Origin of the sequence: Collinsella sp. AF23-2 (genome assembly GCF_003459245.1) — a bacterium.
GTDB lineage: Bacteria > Actinomycetota > Coriobacteriia > Coriobacteriales > Coriobacteriaceae > Collinsella.
On record NZ_QRVG01000019.1, the window covers coordinates 20,963 to 40,149 of the forward strand.

The 19,187-nt window shown below is 60.1% G+C and carries 15 protein-coding genes; all 15 read right to left on the reverse strand.

Annotated elements, in window-relative coordinates; all coding sequences use genetic code 11:
- Positions 1-1,116 carry an undecaprenyldiphospho-muramoylpentapeptide beta-N-acetylglucosaminyltransferase gene (murG, locus tag DWY03_RS07780; RefSeq protein ID WP_117840374.1) on the reverse strand — a complete coding sequence of 372 codons (1,116 nt, stop codon included), beginning with the start codon at positions 1,114-1,116 and terminating at the stop codon, positions 1-3.
- Positions 1,106-2,599: a putative lipid II flippase FtsW gene (ftsW, locus tag DWY03_RS07785; RefSeq protein ID WP_117840375.1), complete on the reverse strand. Its 1,494-nt coding sequence runs from the start codon at positions 2,597-2,599 to the stop codon at positions 1,106-1,108. The genes murG and ftsW overlap by 11 nt, the downstream gene beginning before the upstream one ends.
- 36 nt (positions 2,600-2,635) lie before the next feature.
- A complete protein-coding gene (gene murD, locus DWY03_RS07790; protein ID WP_089571580.1) occupies positions 2,636-4,042 on the reverse strand; it encodes a UDP-N-acetylmuramoyl-L-alanine--D-glutamate ligase in 1,407 nt (468 codons plus the stop codon).
- A 9-nt stretch (positions 4,043-4,051) separates the two neighbouring features.
- Positions 4,052-5,071: a phospho-N-acetylmuramoyl-pentapeptide-transferase gene (gene mraY / locus DWY03_RS07795; protein WP_117840376.1), complete on the reverse strand. Its 1,020-nt coding sequence runs from the start codon at positions 5,069-5,071 to the stop codon at positions 4,052-4,054.
- A gap of 3 nt (positions 5,072-5,074) precedes the next feature.
- Positions 5,075-6,499, reverse strand: a complete 1,425-nt coding sequence (gene murF / locus DWY03_RS07800; protein ID WP_117840377.1) for a UDP-N-acetylmuramoyl-tripeptide--D-alanyl-D-alanine ligase — start codon at positions 6,497-6,499, stop codon at positions 5,075-5,077.
- A gap of 128 nt (positions 6,500-6,627) precedes the next feature.
- Positions 6,628-8,328: a peptidoglycan D,D-transpeptidase FtsI family protein gene (locus DWY03_RS07805; protein WP_370446053.1), complete on the reverse strand. Its 1,701-nt coding sequence runs from the start codon at positions 8,326-8,328 to the stop codon at positions 6,628-6,630.
- A 182-nt stretch (positions 8,329-8,510) separates the two neighbouring features.
- A complete protein-coding gene (locus tag DWY03_RS07810) occupies positions 8,511-8,981 on the reverse strand; it encodes a hypothetical protein (protein WP_117840378.1) in 471 nt (156 codons plus the stop codon).
- A gap of 90 nt (positions 8,982-9,071) precedes the next feature.
- Entirely contained in the window at positions 9,072-10,037 is a 966-nt protein-coding gene (gene rsmH / locus DWY03_RS07815) for a 16S rRNA (cytosine(1402)-N(4))-methyltransferase RsmH (RefSeq protein ID WP_117840379.1), read from the reverse strand.
- Between the two features lie 20 nt (positions 10,038-10,057).
- Positions 10,058-10,492 carry a division/cell wall cluster transcriptional repressor MraZ gene (locus DWY03_RS07820; RefSeq protein ID WP_035137949.1) on the reverse strand — a complete coding sequence of 145 codons (435 nt, stop codon included), beginning with the start codon at positions 10,490-10,492 and terminating at the stop codon, positions 10,058-10,060.
- A 461-nt stretch (positions 10,493-10,953) separates the two neighbouring features.
- A complete protein-coding gene (xerD, locus tag DWY03_RS07825) occupies positions 10,954-11,895 on the reverse strand; it encodes a site-specific tyrosine recombinase XerD (protein WP_197032823.1) in 942 nt (313 codons plus the stop codon).
- Between the two features lie 2 nt (positions 11,896-11,897).
- Entirely contained in the window at positions 11,898-13,559 is a 1,662-nt protein-coding gene (locus DWY03_RS07830; protein WP_117840380.1) for a CTP synthase, read from the reverse strand.
- Between the two features lie 178 nt (positions 13,560-13,737).
- Positions 13,738-14,076, reverse strand: coding sequence for a hypothetical protein (locus DWY03_RS07835; protein WP_040358312.1), 339 nt, complete (start codon positions 14,074-14,076; stop codon positions 13,738-13,740).
- Between the two features lie 256 nt (positions 14,077-14,332).
- Positions 14,333-15,814 (reverse strand): DUF1846 domain-containing protein, encoded by a 1,482-nt coding sequence (locus tag DWY03_RS07840; protein ID WP_117840381.1) that lies wholly within the window; start codon positions 15,812-15,814, stop codon positions 14,333-14,335.
- Between the two features lie 606 nt (positions 15,815-16,420).
- Positions 16,421-17,908 (reverse strand): YfcC family protein, encoded by a 1,488-nt coding sequence (locus DWY03_RS07845; protein WP_370446054.1) that lies wholly within the window; start codon positions 17,906-17,908, stop codon positions 16,421-16,423.
- Positions 17,909-18,046: 138 nt separating this feature from the next.
- Positions 18,047-19,042 (reverse strand): ornithine carbamoyltransferase, encoded by a 996-nt coding sequence (gene argF / locus DWY03_RS07850; protein WP_006234279.1) that lies wholly within the window; start codon positions 19,040-19,042, stop codon positions 18,047-18,049.
- Positions 19,043-19,187 lie beyond the last annotated feature (145 nt).

Below are 19,187 nucleotides of genomic sequence, written 5' to 3' on the forward strand. Positions count from 1 at the left end.
CTAACGCAAACCCTCTACCGCATCCGCCAGAAGAGCGGCGGCTCTATCCTGAGCCAGACCACGCGCCGCCTGACGCATGGCGTCGCGCGCCGCCGCGTCATCGACCAGGTGCAGCAGCTCATCGGCAAAGGCAGAACCGTCGATATCGGCATCGGCGCAGAGCACGCCGGCCCCGGCGTCGACCAGATAACGAGCATTGGTGGTTTGGTGGTCGGCCGTCGCATGCGGATACGGCACGAGCACCGAGGGCACGGCGAGCGCAGCGATCTCGGCCACGCTCGATGCACCCGAACGCGAGAGCACCAAATCGGCAGCAGCCAGCATATCGCCCATGTTGTCGATGTAAGGCTGGACGCGGTAACGCTTCGCCTCCTCGGGCGTCAGCGCCAAAGCGCGCTCGGTCTCCTCAAAGCCGTCGGCACCCGTCGAATGCAACACATAGAGGTTCTTGCGCGAAAGCAGCTCGTTTTTGAGCGAAGTCACGCGCTCGTTGAGGTGCTGGGCGCCAAGTGAACCGCCAAAGACGAGCAGCAGCGTAGCGTCCTCGGGAACGCCAAGTGCCTTGCGGCCACGATCGCGATCGCCCTCGATCACCGAGCGACGTACGGGGTTGCCGGTCATGAGCACGTGGTCAGGGTCACCTTCGCGCTCAAAGACCGAACGCGCTGCCGGCACCGAGATGCACACGCGGGCGGCGTGGGAGTTCATCATCTTGTTGGCCAGGCCCGGAACAGAGTTCTGCTCATGCAGCAGATACGGAACGCCTGCGCCCTTGCACCACCCCAACAGCGGAACCTCGACATAGGCACCAAAACCGATGGCGGCATCGGGCTTGCCGACCTTTGAGAAATGATTGGCGAGCGCACGCTTGGCCTTATTGACACGCCACAGCGAGGTCAGCGCCGTCCAAGGACGGGAGCGGTCGAAGCCCGTGACCGTAATGGGCACAAAATCAAACCCAGCCTCGGGGACCAGACGACCCTCGAGCTTGCGCGACTGGCCCACGAACACAACGTGGTGGCCACGGTCATGCAGCTCCTCGGCCAAAGCGAGCGCGGGGTTAATGTGTCCTGCCGTGCCGCCGGCTGCAATAGCAACGGTCATCTTATCGGTCATGGTAGTCCCTTCGTACACGCGGTCCCTGGTCGTCGGTGCGCAAACGCGCCGACGGGTCCGAGTTCAAATCGATTCGATTATATCCGCCGCCCGCGCTGCGAGGGCTGGGGCGCTGCGGACGACCTTGCGGCGCCGTCCGCGGACGTGGACGAGCTGCCGGCTCGGTCGCAGAGCCATCCAGAACGGTAAAGCCGTTACGCGAAGATCGCTCGCCGCGTACGTGGGGCACGCCGGCGGTACTCTCATCCATAACGGCAAAGCTCTCGCGGCGACGGTCGTACTCATCGCGACGGGCGCTCTCGTACGAAACGCGCAGGATCAGACCGGCAAGCATAAGCGACACAATAATCGACGAACCGCCGTAGCTAATAAACGGCAACGGTTTGCCCGTCATGGGAAACACGTTGAGGATGCCCAGCGCATTGATCAAAAGCTGCACCGCGAGAATGACCGCGGAGCCAGACGCCATGAGCGCGCCCCGACGATCGGTCGCCTGCTCGGCAATGCGAAACGCCGAGTAGATCAGCATCGCAAACACCAAGAAGAACAGCACGGTTCCGACAAAACCGACTTCCTCGCCAATGATGGCCAGGATGTAGTCATTGTGCGCCTCGGGCAGATACGAGTACTTCATGGTTGAGTTGCCGATGCCACGGCCGAACAGACCGCCCGAGGCAAAGGCCATGATGGCAAGCGTGGCCTGATAGCCGTCACCATACTCGTCGGCCCAAGGGTTCAAGGCAACCTGAATACGCACCATACGGTATGGCTCTGCGACAAGCGCAATCACGATCACGAGAATGCCGAAGATTAGCACGCCGATGATAAATCTGGGGTCGAGACCCGCAAACAACGCCATGCACATGAGGGTCAACAGGATGATCAGGACGGTACCGAAATCGGGCTGGATAAAGATCAGAAAGAGCGAAATGCCCAGGTAGATGCCCATCTTGCGAAGGAATTCGTTGATGTTGCCACCGGGCGAAAAGAAGCGATCGAGCATGATGGCCGAATACGCAATGGCAAATGGCTTTAAAAACTCGGAAGGCTGGAACTGAATGCCGGCGATGTTGAGCCAGCGCGTGGCGCCACGGCTGCCGCTGCCCACCAAGAACACCAGAAACAGTAGCCCTATCATGCCTATGAGGAAGATCCTGAGCACGTCTTCCCCAAACCAACTGTCCGGCAAGATGCGCACGATGGCAACCATAGCCAGCACGCCAACTCCGGCAAACGCGGCTTGCCGAAACAGAAAAAACGTCGCCGAGCCATTCTCGTGCAGCGCCTCGACCGAAGACGCCGAGTACACCATCAGCAGGCCAAAGCACACCAAGGTAAACAGGCAGGCCATGAATATCAGACGGGGGCGCATGATACGGGCGGGAACGCCGGCAATATAGCGTTCGCTAAACGTCTGCCCGCCGCGACCGGAACGCGGTGTGCTGCGCCGCGAGGAACCACGGTCCGAGTCGGGCCTCCTCATACCTTGTCGGGGGCTCTCCTCTCTCACCGGCAACCCCTATTCCATTTGCGATTTCGCCGCAGCGGCAAGCTGCGCCACATAGTCCTTAAACACGCGGCCGCGCTCCTCATAGCCCGAGAACTCATCGAACGAAGAGCAGGCAGGAGAAAGTAAGATCACGTCGCCACGGCTAGACAGCGAACGGGCAACGTCCACGGCATCGCGTAGGTCATCCGCCTGGGCGATATCCACATCGCCATCGACATCGGCCTCGTCCATAGCGGCGGTGAAGCGCTCGCGCGCATCGCCAAAGCAGACGACCGAGCGCACGTTATCCATAACAACGCGCGCGAAGTCCGTGAGCGGCGTGCCCTTATCGTGGCCGCCGAGCAGCAAGATCACGTCGTCATCGGGAAATGCCGTCAGTGCCTTCTCGACCGCGTCGGTGTTGGTCGCCTTGGAATCGTTGACGTAGCGCACACCGTCAATCTCGCCGCACGGCTCCACGCGATGCTCGAGCGGCTGGAACGAGGCCAGACCGCGGCGGACACCATCGACATCGGCACCGACGGCCAGAGCAGCCGTGGCGGCACATAAGGCATTGATGACATTGTGGTGGCCCGAGATCTTGAGCTCGGACGTGGCGACAAGCTGAGTCTCGACGCCCTTCAGGCGCACGACCATTTTGCCGTCGCGCACAAAGGCGGCGTCTGCACCCTCGGGCTCGTCAAAAGCGACCTTGCAGATGCGGCGACCCGGCGTATAGATGTACTCATCGAACTCGTGAATGCCGGCGTCTTCGACGTCGACAACCACCAGATCGTCATCGACCATATTGTCAAACAGCTTGATCTTGGCAAGCGCATAGTTCTTATGGCTCTTATGCCAGCCCAAGTGGTCGGGAGTGATGTTGAGCAGCACTGCCACGCGAGGGTGGAGCTCGGTGGTCGTAGCAATCTGATAGCTCGAGAGCTCAGCCACAAACCACTCGTTGTGGGCTCGGCCGTCAATCTCGTTGACCGGCGGCTCGCCGATGTTGCCGACAGCTACGCTGGCCTCGCCGGCAGCCTTGAGCAGATAATCGGTCAGCGACGTGGTGGTCGTCTTACCGTTGGTGCCCGTGATGGCAATCCAGTTATCGGGCGACAGGCGATAGGCAAACTCTGGCTCACCCATAATCTGAGCGGCATGTTCGCGCCCGGCCTTAAAGAAGCCCGAGAACTCCGAGATGCCCGGGCACGTCACGCATACGTCATAGGCGCCCTCGACCTGTTCGGTCCCATAGACAAACGACGCACCAGCAGCCTCGAGCGCACGCGTGGCGTCATTGGGCTCAGAGGTGCCGCCGCCATACACGGTAACGGCGCTTACGCGCTCGGGATGTGCCAGCGCCCAGCGGGCGACATCGAGACCGGATTTGCCCTGACCCAAAACGAGCAGGCTAAAGACATCAGCAAGAGGCATGAAAGACCACTATCCCAACTGGAAGAACAGAGCAAGGCCAACGGCACCAAATGCCGCAGCGATAATCCAAAAACGGATGACGACCTTAGTCTCGGCCCAACCCTTCTTTTCGAAATGATGATGGATGGGCGCCATAAGGAAGACGCGCTTGTGCGTAAAGTGGAAGTAGACAACCTGAATCATGACCGACAGAGTCTCAACGATAAACAGGCCGCCGATGATGAGGGAGACGACCTCGGTGTTGGTCATGATGGACGTGCAGGCAAACGCGGCGCCCAGAGCAAGCGAGCCGGTATCGCCCATAAAGATGCTCGCCGGATAGCAGTTGAACCACAGAAAGCCCAAGCAGGCACCGGCACACGCGGTGCAGAAGATGGACAGGTTCACGTCTCCGTGCAAAAACGCCATGGCAGCCATGGCGAGCATGGCGATCATGGAGGTGCCGCCAGCAAGACCGTCAAGGCCATCGGTCAGGTTCACGGCATTAGAAAGACCGGCAATCATCAGCCAGCAAAAGACAATATAGAGCCACGGGAACGAATAGCCGCAGATGGTGGTCGAAAGCACGCCAAGGTCGATCGTCAACCCACCGGGAAAACGAATCTCGGGGGCGACGCCGCACCAGTTGACGGCAAGTACCGTAAAGGCGACACAGATAATGGTTAGGCCGATCATCTTGGCATGGGGCGTCAGACCGAGCGAGCGCCCATGCGTAACGGAAGTCAGATCGTCGATCAGGCCCAGCACGCCGGTCGCCAGCGTGGCGAGCAGCACGAGCACGAGCTCAGTGGTGAGCTTGCCCATCAGCAGGCAGGTCAGCGAGATCGCGACGAGGATGACAACACCACCCATGGTGGGCGTTCCCTGCTTAACCAAATGACGCTTGGGGCCGTCGGCACGAACCTGCTGGCCGATACCCTCGACCTTGAGCAGCTTGATCCACCACGGCATGAGCAGCAGCGCAATGGCGGCGGCGATGCCAAGCCCCAAAAAAGCCTGATACGTTGGATACGAGGGATTGCCGAACATGGGCTAGCACACACCTTCCACAAAGCGGTCGAGCTCAACAAAGCGGGAACCCTTGACCAGTACAACATCATGTTTTTCAAGCGCGCCGCCCATGCGGCCGAGCACCTGCTGATAATCGGAGAACACCTGGATGCGGTCCTCGTCCATGCCCATCATGCGTGCGGCATCGGCCATAAGCTGGGCCAGCTCACCACCCACGCACGCCAGCATGTCGAGCTTCTTGGCGGCGGCATAGGCGCCCACGAGCTCATGCATGCGAGGAGCCTCATCGCCCATCTCGCCCATCTCGCCCAGGATCGCCATGCGAGACCCCGCACACGAAAGCGAGCACAGCAGATCGAGGCCAGCAGCCATGGATTCGGCACTGGCGTTATAGGAGTCATCGATGACGCGTGCACCGCTCTTGGCGCGCTTGATCTCCTGGCGGTGTCCGGTGATCGTGAGACCCCTAAAGGCAGCATCGATCTGCTCGGGCGTCACGCCCAGGCGATAGGCAACCGCGGCGGCCTTAACGGCATTAGGAACGGACTGCACGCCGGGGATGGCAAGCATGGTATCGATCGTCTCACCCTGGCCAAAATCGAGCGTAAAGACCGGACGGCCTTCGTCATCAACACGAATGTCGCGGGCACGGACCTCATCATCGTCCGAGACGCCGGCCAGCATCACGTCGATACCAGCAGGCTGGGCGAACGTGTCGCGAATGAACGGCGTAAAGTCGTCCTCGCCGCCCAAAACCAGCAGCGGCAAATAGTCGCCGGCGGCGCACATGCCCTGGACAATCTCGGCCTTAGCGCGGGCGATGTTCTCGCGGCTGCCCAAAATGCCGATATGAGAGGTGCCGATTTTGCTCACGATGGCAAGGTTGGGATTGGCGGACTGGGACAGGCGCTCGATCTCGTGGAAATGGTTCATGCCCATCTCGAGCACCAGGACCTCGGTATCGGCCGGAGCGGAAAGCACCGTGAGCGGCATGCCGATCAGGTTATTGAAATTGCCCTTGGTGGCCCAGACACGATAGCGCTTGGCGAGCACAGCGGCGAGAACGTCCTTGGTCGTCGTCTTGCCGATGGAACCGGTAATGCCAACGACCAGGCAGCCAAGCTCCAGGCGATACGCGTGCGCCAAACGCAGCAGAAACTCCTCGGGATCATCGGTCAGCAAGATGGCACAGCTCTTGTCCTGCGCCAGCGAGACCAGCTCGGCCTCGGGCTCACGCGTCATCACGACGGCGCCGGCACCCGACTGGACGGCACGGGAAGCAAAATCATTGCCGTCGACGTTTTCACCGGGAAAGGCGACGAAAATCGTCCCTTCCTCGACCTGGCGCGAGTCGATAACGCACCCGCGGCATACCCGATCGACTTCTCCCGTCACGGTTCGGGCCCCTGTTGCGGCCGCGAGGTTGTTGACGGCGATCTCTATCATTGCAGCTCCCCTGTAAACCTAAATAATGCTATCGGCGTATTGTATCCCAGCGCCGCGCATGCGTGGTGCAGGGCATGTGAACACCCCTCATATGGGACAACAAACCACGCCCCAAAGATTGTAACCCCCTACTTCGTGTGCGGGATACCCAGCACGTCGAGCGCGTTGGCCATAATGGACTGGAACGGCACCGCAGCGGCATCTGAGCCGCTCGGCGTTCCGTCGAGCGTGATATAGCACAGCACCTTGGGCGATTGTGCCGGTGCAAAGCCCATAAAGGACGACATGTAGTTCTCCTTGAGGTAGCCGCCGTTCTCGTCGGCACGTTCGGCCGTACCGGTCTTACCCGCCACGTCATAGCCGTCAACCGCGCCGCCAACGCCCGTTCCCTCCGACACGACCGTCTGCATGCACGATGTCACCTGGGCGGCAGCGTCGTCCGATATCGCACGCTCGCCTTCGCCCCAGTCCTTCTCATCGCCCTTGCTGGACTTATAGAAGTGCGGAGTCATCATCACGCCGCCGTTCGCGATGCCGCCCACGGCACGTGCGACCTCAATCGGCGAGACAGACAGCGCCTGGCCAAAGCTCATCGAGCCCAGCGTGGCGCCGTCGTACTGGTCACGCTCCTTGACGATGCCCAGGCTCTCGCCCGGAAAATCGACACCAGAGCTGTGACCGATGCCCCACTTGTCCACATAGGTGGCAAAATCATCGGCGCCGATCTTGCGTCCCACCAGGACAAAGCCCACATTGGACGAACGGCGCATCATTTCGCGCACGTCCATGGTCATGGTGTAGTCGCGCTTATCGGCGTCGGTAACGGTGTCGTCGCCAACCTTAATGCTCGCCGGCACCTCAAACGACGTGCTCGAACGCACGGCGCCCAAGTCGAAACCGGCACCGGCCACAAGTGTCTTAAAGACCGAGCCGGGCTCGTAGGCATCGGTAACCAGGCGCAAGTTCATGTCCTCGGTCTTGGCGTTTTCCAGATCGGTCTGGTCATATGTCGGATACGAGCATGCCGCCAGAATCTCGCCCGTCGTGGGATCGGTGACCAGGGCCGAGCCATTCTTGGCCTTGGTCTTTTCGACCGCCTCGGCCAGGGCGTCCTCGGCGGCACGCTGGATATTGACATCGAGTGTCGTCACGATGTCCACGCCGTCCACCGCGGCAACCTTCTTATAGGCGCCGCCCGCGATATAGCTACCGTCCCTCGCCCGCTCGCGCACCAGCGAACCGTTCGTTCCGGTCAAAAGCTTGTTGTACTGCTTCTCAAGGCCCGTCAGACCGTCGTTGTCCACGTTTACCACGCCAAGCACCTGCGATGCCAGGTTGCCATAAGGATATACGCGCTTCATGGCCTGCTCAAAGAGCACGCCTGGCAGGTTCTTCTTCTCCAGCGCCGCAGCATCGTCCTCGTCCACCTGGCGTTTGATATACACCCAGGTGCCATCGGACATAACGAGATCACGACAGGTTTTCTTATCGATGCCCGTAGCTTTGACCAGTGCCGAGACCGTCTTGTCAACGTCCTCGATAAGCTGAGGATTCACGGCGATGTTGCGGCATTCGACCGACGACGTCAGCACGTTGCCGTTACGGTCGTAGATGGTACCGCGCTTGGCATACAGCGCCTGCGCAAGCAAGCGACGTGCATCGGCACGGTCGCGTAACTTATCGGCTTCCACGATTTGATAGTCGGCAAGGCGAAGGACGCCCAAGCCCAAGCCAAACCCGATGAAGCCCATGACGGCTTTGCGACGGGGCAGCGGCGTGCCCGTGAGCCATTCGGTCGACGAGCTCTTGCGCGGTCTGGTGTTATGCATTTGAGGACCACTCGAGCTACGGAGACGCGACGCGGGGTCGTTGCCATAGGACGGCCTCGCGTTGTAAGATGGCCGACCCGTTCCTTGATAACCAGAACGTCCCCGCGATGAGGGACGTCCAGAACCGCGACCCCCGTCGGAACCGCGGCGATAGTCATTTGTCATACTCAGCTACCGTCTTGTTACTGAGCGGTCGCGGTCGAGCTAGCGCCCGCGGCTGCATCCTGCGAAAAATCAAGTGTAACGCTCTCGCTGGGCTCCACCATGCCATAAGCGCCCGCAAGGTCGCGAATGCGCGTGTCGGCACCATAGACCGAATGCATGACCTCCAGGTCGGAGCTCTCATCGGTCGCCTTCTCGAGCGTGTTGGTAAGCGCGGCATTGCTGTTGAGCACCTGGGCCGTAACGCCGGCGAGCGCCACACGGGCGACACCGATCGTCATGAAGATGGCCGCAATGATGCAAAACGTTTTAAGAACGCTCATGAAAACCGGGCTTACCGCCTGGTTTGCCTGACGGCCCGCGCCCGTGTAGACATCAAAGCGCGGCGTGCGCTGCTCGCGGGGAGCAACGGGGGCCTGCGGTGTCTCACGATAGGCGGGCATGGCGCTCATATCATAGGCGAGTGCTGCGTTTGAAGTGTTGTAGCCCATGATATGCCGCCTCCCATCCCGAGTACGTTGGTAGTGTGTTTAAGCTTCGTTTATGGTGCGAGCGGGAGGTCCAATATCGCGCGGTCGCGTCTACAGACGCTGCGCCACGCGGATCTTGGCTGATCTCGCCCGAGGGTTGCGCGCAACCTCATCGGGTTGGGCAACCAGGGGTTTGCGGGTGATGACCTTGAGTATCGGCACGTTGCCGCACACGCACACCGGAATCTCCGGCGGACACGTGCACCCCTGGCTCATCTCCTTAAAGTGGTTCTTTACGATACGGTCCTCGAGCGAGTGATACGAGATGACGCAGATGCGTCCGCCCGGGTTGAGCCACCTGGTGGCGGCGTCTAGCCCTCGCTCGAGCACATCGAGTTCGTGATTGACCTCGATGCGAATGGCCTGGAAACTTTTCTTGGCCGGGTGTCCGCCATGCCGACGAGCGGCAGCGGGGATACCAGCCTTGATGATCTCGACAAACTGACCGGTGGTTTCGATCGGTTCTTGCTCGCGGCGGCGCACGATCTCGCGCGCGATCTGCGAGGCGAACTTCTCTTCGCCGTAGACGCGTAGAATCCGGGCGAGGTCGTGTTCGTTATAGGTGTTGATGACCTCAGCTGCGTTTAAGGTGTTGTTACCCGGATCCATCCGCATGTCCAATGGGGCGTCCTCGTTGTACGAAAAGCCCCTGCCAGGGATATCGAGTTGCGGCGACGAAACGCCCAAGTCGAACAGGAAGCCATCGACCCCGGGCACCTCGGCCGAGCAAAGCAGCTCGTCCAAGTCGCCGAAGTTGCCCTTCAGCAGCTGGTGCGGTACGCCGGGAACCTCGCGGTCCAGACGGGCGCCAGCGGCCTCGAGGGCCATGTCGTCCTGATCGACGCCGAGCAAAAGGCCGGTCTCCCCCACCTGCGCGGCCATCTTTACCGAATGGCCGGCACCGCCAAGGGTGCAGTCGCAGACAACGGAGCCGCTCTTGAGCTGCAGCGACTCAAGCACTTCGCCGAGCATGACAGGTTCATGCCGATATTCTTGTGTCAAGATCCCACGCTCCATCCGTTACTCGTGCCTTGCCCTTACGAGAAGAAGAGGTCCAGCAGGGCCTCGTCATCATCGTCCTCATCGGCCGTAGCGCGGTCCCAAACCTCAAGGTGGTCGTAGTTGCCCACAACCGTGACCTCGCGGTCGAGGTTCGCCTGCTTGCGGAGAGACTCAGAAAGACCGATACGACCCGCGCTGTCCACATCCATCGACGTGGTGCGCTTGTTGATCGCCCTCATGAGCTTCTGGTCATTAATGTCACGCGGGTTAAAACCCTCGTGGCCCTCACGACCCGCGAAGAGTCCTTCGACCCACTTATCGAAGGCCTCGGCAGAGAACACGTACAGAGCATCGACATCCAGGGCTTTGAACACGCGAACGTGCTCTCCAAGCTCCTCGCGAAGGGGTGCAGGCAGGGACAGACGACCTTTTGCATCGAGATTGCGCTCGTATGCACCAGTCATTCCCATGTGCGCCCTCCCCTCGGTTACTCAGATGGCACGTACGCGGGGAACCACCCCGCCTGTCGACGTCATTAATAATATGGGGAACCGCCCCATTTTTCAACACCTTTCCCCACCGCTTCCCCCACCCCGCCCCACCACTCCACCCACCATATATTGCAAAACACCCCCAATCATATGTTCGAAAACACAATATGTTGTGTTTACAGCAACGGCGGGATGCCACCTGTGGCACCCCGCCTTTCAACCTCAACCTTCAAGTTGACCTTGAGGCGATTTTTGCGTCCCTTTACATGCCGTTCACATCGCCCCCAAACTCCCCCACCCAAGGCACATGCGGCCCGCCACCGCGACGACAAGTGGCGAAAATGGGGCGGGCCCCAGATTGCCTATGCGCGCGCAAAAACACGCCGCGGCAATCTGGGGTCCGTCCCCAAATACCTATAGATATGCAGGCCAGCGATGTGTTAGCGATGTGCCAGCGGGTGCGCCGCCAGATAGACCTCGGTCAGTTGCGTACGATCGACATGCGTGTAGACCTGCGTGGTCGATATATCGGCATGTCCCAAGATCTCCTGTAGCACACGGAGGTCTGCACCGCCCGCAAGCATATGGGTGGCAAAGGAGTGGCGCAGCGTATGGGGATGGAGTCCCACCAGCCCTACCTGGCGCCCGTAGCGCTCACAGATGGCATGGATGCCCTGGCGCGACAGACGGCGGCCGTTCTTATTTAAAAAGACCGCCGAAGTCTCGGTTCCGCGGGCATGGGCTGCCAAGCGAGAACGCCCCTCAGCTACATAGAGCGTCAGAGCTCGCGCCGCGCTTCCCACCAACGGGGACAGGCGTTCCTTTGAGCCCTTACCGCGAACGAGTACAAAACCATCGTCGATATGGATATCGCCCACATCGAGCCCCACCAATTCGCTCACACGCAAACCGCATCCGTAGAGCACTTCCAAGATGGCATGGTCGCGCAAGCCCATCTCGCCCTCGGGGAAGTCTTGATCGAGCAGCGCCGAGACATCCTCCACCGATAGATACTCCGGCAAACGCTCAGCCTTTTTAGGCAGGCGCAACGCCGCCGTTGGATTTTGGGCCACAGCCCCATCGCGCACCAAAAAGGCATGCAGGCCCTTCACGGCCGCAAGTGCACGCTCCACCGAGGCATCGGAATAGCCCCCATCGCGACGGTCGGCGACAAAGCCCTCCACGACCTGACGAGTCACCTCATCAAAAGACATGATGCCCGCCCGCTCCAGATAGGCGCAGTACGTCGTCAGGTCACGACGATAGGCCGCAATCGTGTTGCGCGCCAAACCCCGCTCGACCGCGAGGTAATCGAGATACTCCCCCGCCGCCACGGCGAGCGACGAGGGAGTAGCTTCGGTATGTTCTTTGTTCGCCGGCACCCTTAGTCCGTAGCGAGGTTCATGGGCGTCACCTGCAGGCGATCGACACCCTCGTGCTGACCGATCGAGGCACGCACGAACTCTCGGAACAGCGGCTGCGGGTTGGTCGGACGGCTCTTGAACTCGGGGTGAGCCTGGGTTGCCACATACCACGGATGCACGTCGCGCGGCAGCTCGACCATCTCGACCAGGCGCTCGTCGGGCGAGAGGCCAGAGATAACCAAGCCGGCGTCCTCGAGCTGGTCGCGGAAGGCGTTGTTAAACTCAAAGCGGTGACGGTGACGCTCGTAGACGAGATCCTCGCCATATGCCTCGCGAGCGAGGGTATCGGCGGCGAGCTTGCACGGATAGGCGCCCAGACGCATGGTGCCGCCCTTCTCGGTCACATCCTCCTGCGAGCTCATCAGATCGATGACGCTAAACGGACCGTCCGGGTCGAACTCGGAGGAGCTGGCGCCGGCAAGGCCGACGACGTTGCGGGCGAACTCGCACACGGCCACCTGCATACCCAGGCAAATGCCCAGATACGGAATCTTGTGCTCGCGGGCAAACTCGGCCGCGAGGATCTTGCCCTCCAGGGCGCGCTTGCCAAAGCCGCCGGGGACCAGGATGCCCGAAGCGTCGCCCAGAACTTCGGAGACATTCTGCTCGTCGAGGCTCTCGCCGTCGACCAGCTGGACGTCCACATGGCGATCGTAGAAGACGCCCGCATGGTGCAGGGCCTCGATAACCGACAGGTACGCATCGGGCAGCTGCGTGTACTTGCCAACGACGGCGATCTTCACCTTGTCGGCGTGATGGTTGGCGTGATTCTGTTTGCGCAGGAACTCGTTCCACTCGCTCATGTCGCGCTCATGCGGGTCCAGACCCAGGCGCTCGCAAATGCGCAGGTCAAAGTCCTGCTCGGCAAGCAGCTGCGGAACATCGTAAATGCTCGCGCAGTCCTCGTTGGTAAAGACGCAATCGGTGTCGACGTCGCAGAAGCTTGCGATCTTTCCGCGGATAGCGTCATCGATATGGTGGTCGGAGCGCAACACGATAATATCGGGCTGGATGCCAAAGCTGCGGAGCTCCTTGACGGAATGCTGCGTGGGCTTGGTCTTGACCTCGTGGGCGGCGGCGATATAGGGAACGAGCGACACGTGGATGTAGCAGACGTTCTCGGGGCCGGCCTCCTTGCGGTACTGACGAATGGCCTCGACAAACGGTTGGGACTCGATGTCGCCGATCGTGCCGCCCAGCTCGGTGATGACTACATCGGAGCCGGTCTGCTCCTCGATGCGGCGGAACTTATCCTTAATGGCATTGGTGACGTGAGGAATCACCTGCACGGTACCGCCCAAAAAGTCGCCGCGACGCTCGCGGGCGATGAGGCTTTTGTAGATGGCACCGGTCGTAAAGTTGGAATCGCGGGTCAGGTTCTCATCAATAAAGCGCTCGTAATGACCCAGGTCCAGGTCGGACTCGTAGCCGTCCTCGGTCACAAAGACCTCACCATGCTGGAACGGGCTCATGGTACCGGGGTCGACGTTCAGATACGGGTCGGCCTTCTGCATCGTTACTTTGTAGCCACGCGACTTGAGCAGACGGCCCAGCGAGGCCGCGGTGATACCCTTGCCCAGGGACGAAACCACGCCACCGGTTACGAACACATGCTTGGTCATATTGAGTTACCTGCGCTTCCCGTAGAAGTTGTTTATCCACATCTTACGGGTCTTCATTGTAATACTCGCGCCGCGGACCGTCCGCAATTTTTCTCGCGTGCGATTGCATTTCTCAATCTTGAAACAAAACGCCGCCCGGTTTCCCAGGCGGCGTCGCTATGGCAAGGGTTACATGCTGCTATCGATCAGCAACCTCGTCCTCAAGCATTTCTTGAACGAGCATGCCGGTACGGACGCCCTCAAGATACCACTCACCACGTTCGGTGAGGCAAATGCCATTTGCAAGCTGACCGCCGTCGTCGCTATAACGCGAGACGACATCAATCATACCTTCGGAATCCAAGCGATCGATTGCGGCGCGGGCACGATACGGCGAAACCCCCACGCGCTCGGCAAGCGTTTTGCGCGAGAAACCATACGGCCCGCCATTGTCTTCGGTTTGCTGGTCAATCTCCATCAACACCAGCACCTCGACACGCTTCATATCGTTAACACTCGCACGACCCTTGCCCGCCATAGCAGCCTCCTCAAACCGAGCACGAGCATCTAACGCGCCGTGCGCGACCGACACACCTCACGATGACAGGTAATATCCATCATGCGGCATCCCGCTAAGGATGAAATAGTTACGGTTATTGTATACCGCTCAAATTGTTTCTAGACAGGTAAACAGCTATTTTTCGCCGAAATAGACGCTTTATTGATCAAAAAGCCGTACCGGGCGCTAACCCGATACGGCCAAAATGCAATGCAATTACCGCGGTGCTTCAAACTTAGCGATGGAAGAAACCGCGGCGCTCAAACTTGGGCTCGCAGCACACGTTGATGCCCAACTTGCGCAGTACCGTCTCGTCCGTCGGCGAGATAATCACGCTAAAGAAGGCATCGCAGCCGCGCAGCTGCTCCAGGCCCGAAAGGACGCGAGCGGCCGTCTCACTCGTGGCCGAGGTGATCGACAGCGCCATAAGCGTCTCGTCGGTGTGGAGGCGCGGGTTTTTGCTGCCCAGGAAATGCGTCTTGAGCTTGCTGATGGGCTCGATCGCCTCATCGCTAATGACCTCGAGCTCAAGGTCGACGCCCGAGACATGCTTAAGGGCGTTCATAATGAGCGAACTTGCGGCGCCCAGGCGCGTGGAGGTCTTACCGGTCACCACGGAGCCATCGGGCATGACCATGGCACCCACGGGACCACCCGTCAGCTGCTCCCTAGTGAGGGCCGCCGAGCGCGCCGGTGAGTAGTTCTTATCGATGCCGGCTTTCTTCATAATAATCTTGAGACGGTCGACTTGCTCATCGCCCACGCCGGTACGGCGCGCATTTTCGACCGCGGTAAAGTAGCGGCGGACGATCTCCATCTTGGAAGCGTCGCGGCAGGCATCGTCATCGGTGATGGCAAAGCCGACCATATTGACGCCCATGTCCGTAGGGCTCTGGTAGGGGCTCTTGCCCAGGATCTTTTCCATCAGGGCACGGACTACCGGGAAGGCCTCGACGTCGCGGTTGTAGTTGACCGTGGTCTTGTTATAGGCCTCCAGGTGGAAGGAGTCGATGATGTTGGCGTCATCGAGGTCTGCCGTGGCGGCCTCGTAGGCAATATTGACCGGATGCGTAAGGGGCAGATTCCAAACCGGGAAGGTCTCGAATTTGGCATAGCCGGCGGCCGTGCCATGCTTGTGCTCGTGATAGAGCTGAGACAGGCAGGTGGCAAGCTTGCCCGAGCCAGGACCGGGGGCAGTGACCACAACGAGCGGTCGGGTGGTCTCGACAAACTCGTTCTTGCCATAGCCATCGTCGGACACGATCAGATCGACATCGTGCGGATACCCCTCGATGGGATAGTGCAGCTTGGCGGGAATACCGAGCGCGTTCAGGCGGTTGCGGAACACATCGGCAGCGGGCTGGCCGGCGTACTGGGTGATGACCACGGCCGCGACGGCAAAGCCGTTGCCGCGAAACAGGTCAACCAGGCGCAAAACGTCCTCGTCATAGGTAATGCCCAGGTCACCGCGAGCCTTGTTCTTCTCGATGTGGTTCGCGTTAATGGCGATGATGACCTCGACGTCGTCGGCTATGCTCTTGAGCATGCGAAACTTGCTGTCCGGCTCAAAACCCGGCAGCACGCGGCTCGCGTGATAGTCGTCAAACAGCTTGCCGCCAAACTCCAAATACAGCTTGCCGCCAAACTGCGAGATGCGCTCTTTAATATGAGCGGCCTGCAGCTCGATATATTTCGCGTTGTCGAAACCCTGGCGCATGTATGGCTCCCGTCCCGTTTCGTAAATTAAGTTCCTACGCGATTATAACGGAGCAGACCCTCCCCGATGCCCAGGCCATCAACAGGCACCAACCAAACACGCCATCGATAAGTTGCGGTGAAATAGCTCCTGTTTAACCCCTCAAGACGGCCAAACGGGAACTATTCCACCGCAACTTCCCCTTTTGGCGCAAAGTAACCTGACCCCTTTGCACCAACAGCAGAAACGTCGCGGGCAGAGAACGGACAGCGAACAGGCACCAGAGCGAGCAAGCCGCCCCCTGCGCCAACAATGGCAGCGCCGCAGGTTGAGCATAAGTCAGCGAAAGCCCACCAGAGCGAGCAAGGTGACGTGAAAGAGGAGGGCATAGGCCTTTTGGCCATGCCCGACGATTGAACGTCAGATTGCCGCTCTGGCGGGCTTGCAGCGTCGAGTGGTTCCGGCGTTTGGTAAAACGCCGGAACACAAGAGCGCCCCCTCCCGCGCACGGAACGGGAGGGGGCTAAAGGTAGGAGTCTGTCCGGTGGGTTGACCCCACCGGACAGACGATGACCAGGTGATCCTTTACAGGATCGTCAAGGTTTCCGTGGGGTACCCGTGGGGTACTTAGATCAACACGCAGGCGACGGTCAGGATGATGGCGCAGACGACGGAGAGCGCGACGATGAGCTTAAGGGCAAACTTGAGCCAGGTCGTCCACTCGATCTTGGCCAGGGCGAGACCGCCCATGATGGCACCGGAGGTCGGGGTGAACAGGTTCACGACACCGATGGCGGCGGAGAAGATCATGACCATGACCTCAGGCGAGAAGCCGAGCTTAACAGCCAGCGGTCCCATGATGGGCATGGAGACGGTAGCCATACCAGAGGTCGAGGGGATCAGGAAGGACAGGCCGAAGTAGACCAGGAAGCTCATGGGAGCGAAGATCACGCCGGACAGGCCAGCCAGAGCATTGGCGGCAGCGTCGAGGACGTAGACGTCGAGGCCGGTGTTAGCCATGAGGACGGAGATACCACGGGCGAGGGCGATGACGAGAACAACGGACATCATGTCGGCAGCACCGGTGATGAAGGTGTTGACGATCTGCTTCTCGGACAGGCCACCGATGATACCGATCAGGATAGCCATGAGGAAGAACCAGGTGGAAGCCTCGTCGAAGTACCACTGGCCAATGGGCAGGCCGGTGATCAGGGCAGACCAGCCCTGGACGACGGTGTTACCGTCGGCATCGTAGACAGCGCCAGCGTCAAAGAAGTTGGCGACGCCCTCGTTGAGGTCTGCCAGCGGGATGAAGCCGACGATCATGACGACGAAGGTGAAGGCGAAGGCGATCAAAACGCCCTTCTGACGACCGGTGAGCTTGACCTCCTTGTGAACCTCGGAAGCAGCCTTGCCGTGAGCCTCTTCGGCGTCCTTGAGCTCCTGCATCGACAGGATGGTGGAACCCTTATCAGCCTTGACCTTCTTGGCATAGTTCATCACGAAGACGATGGACATGGCAGTAGTGACAATCCACAGGACGGCACCGAGGCCGATGATGATGGACTGATTCACGGCAATGTCAACGCCGGTCAGAGCGTCGACGGCAGCGCCGACGGCGAACGGGTTAACAGTGGAGCCGAGGCAGCCGCAGCCAGCGCCGAGCAGGACGGTAGCGGCGCCGACCATAGGGTCGAAGCCAGCGGCCATCATGGTAGCAGCGAGCAGGGCGTAGAAGGGAACGGTCTCCTCGCACATACCATAGGTGGTACCACCGAGGGAGAAGATGAGCATCAGCACGGGAATGAGCATAATCTCGTTGCCCTTAAGCTTCTGCACCAGAACGGCGATGCCGTTGTCCAGGGCGCCGGTCTCGGTCATCATGCCGAGGAAGCCGCCCAGGATCATAACGAAGAGGCAGACGGGCAGAGCGTCAGCGAAGCCCAGGATCGGGGCGGTGCAGAAATCGCTCAGACGGGCGGCAGTAACCGCGCCGCCGGACGTGCCGGAGACGATAACGGTAATCACTGCGACAATTGCCAGCAGAGCAAGAAGAATGGTGAACGATGAAGGCATACCGCGCTTTTTCTTAGCGGTCTCAGTCATAGTTCTCATCCCCCCTTCATAAATCATTTACTGATCTCGCCCGAAGCGGCTCTTCCGTGCCGTGCCTGCCGCTTGATGCGAGATTATTACCAGATAAAACCGCTCGGGGTGTGCAGCAATACACCCCGAGCGAGATGCTAGATGCTCTTACTTGAGCGTGGCGTACATGACAGCCTTGATGGTGTGCATGCGGTTCTCGGCCTCGTCGAAGACCTTGGAAGCGGGGCTCTCGAAGACCTCGTCGGTGACCTCCTGCTCGGTGATGCCGAACTGCTCGCACTTCTCGGCGCCAATGGTGGTGTTGGTGTCGTGGAAGCTGGGCAGGCAGTGCAGGAAGATGGCACCCGGGTTGGCCATAGCCATGACCTCGGAGGTGACACGATACGGGGTGAGCTGAGCGATGCGCTCGGCCCAGACCTCGTCAGGCTCGCCCATGGAGACCCACACGTCGGTGTAGATAACGTCGGCACCGGTGACGCCGTCCTTGACGTCGGTGGTCAGCTTGATGGTGCAGCCGTTGGCCTCGGCGATGGGCTTGCAGGCCTCGATGACGTCGTCAGCGGGCATGCACTCCTCGGGGCCGCAGGCCACGAAGTTCATGCCGAGCTTGGAGCAGACGACCATGAGGGAGCGAGCAACGTTGTTCTTGCAGTCGCCCATGAAGACGAGGGTCTTGCCCTTGATGTCGTAATTGAAGTTCTCCTGGACGGTCAGGATGTCGGCGAGCATCTGGGTGGGGTGCCACTCGGTGGTCAGGCCATTCCATACGGGCACGCCAGACTTAGCAGCGAGCTCCTCGACGTCGTCCTGGGCAAAGCCACGGAACTCGATGCCGTCATACATGCGGCCGAGAACGCGGGCGGTGTCCTCGATGGACTCCTTCTTGCCCATCTGGGACGAACCGGGATCGAGGTAAGTGACGCCCATGCCAAGATCCATGCCGCCGACCTCGAAGGCGCAGCGGGTACGAGTGGAGGTCTTCTGGAAGAGCAGAACGATGTTCTTGCCCTCGAGATAACGGTGCGGAACGCCAGCGCGCTTCATGTCCTTGAAGTTCTTGGAGAGCTTGAGCAGGTACTCGATCTCCTCGGTGGTGAGGTCGAGGAGCTTGAGGAAGCTACGGCCGGAGAGGTTAACACCCATGGTTCAAATCCTTTCGAAAAAATGAATTACGTAAATAGTAGCGGTGCCCGTTTGACGGGCGAAACCGGTGCGGTTGTAGGGGGACCGCACCGGAAACGGAAAGACTTAGAGGTCCTCGCGCCAGAAGGGCATGCTCATGCAGCGC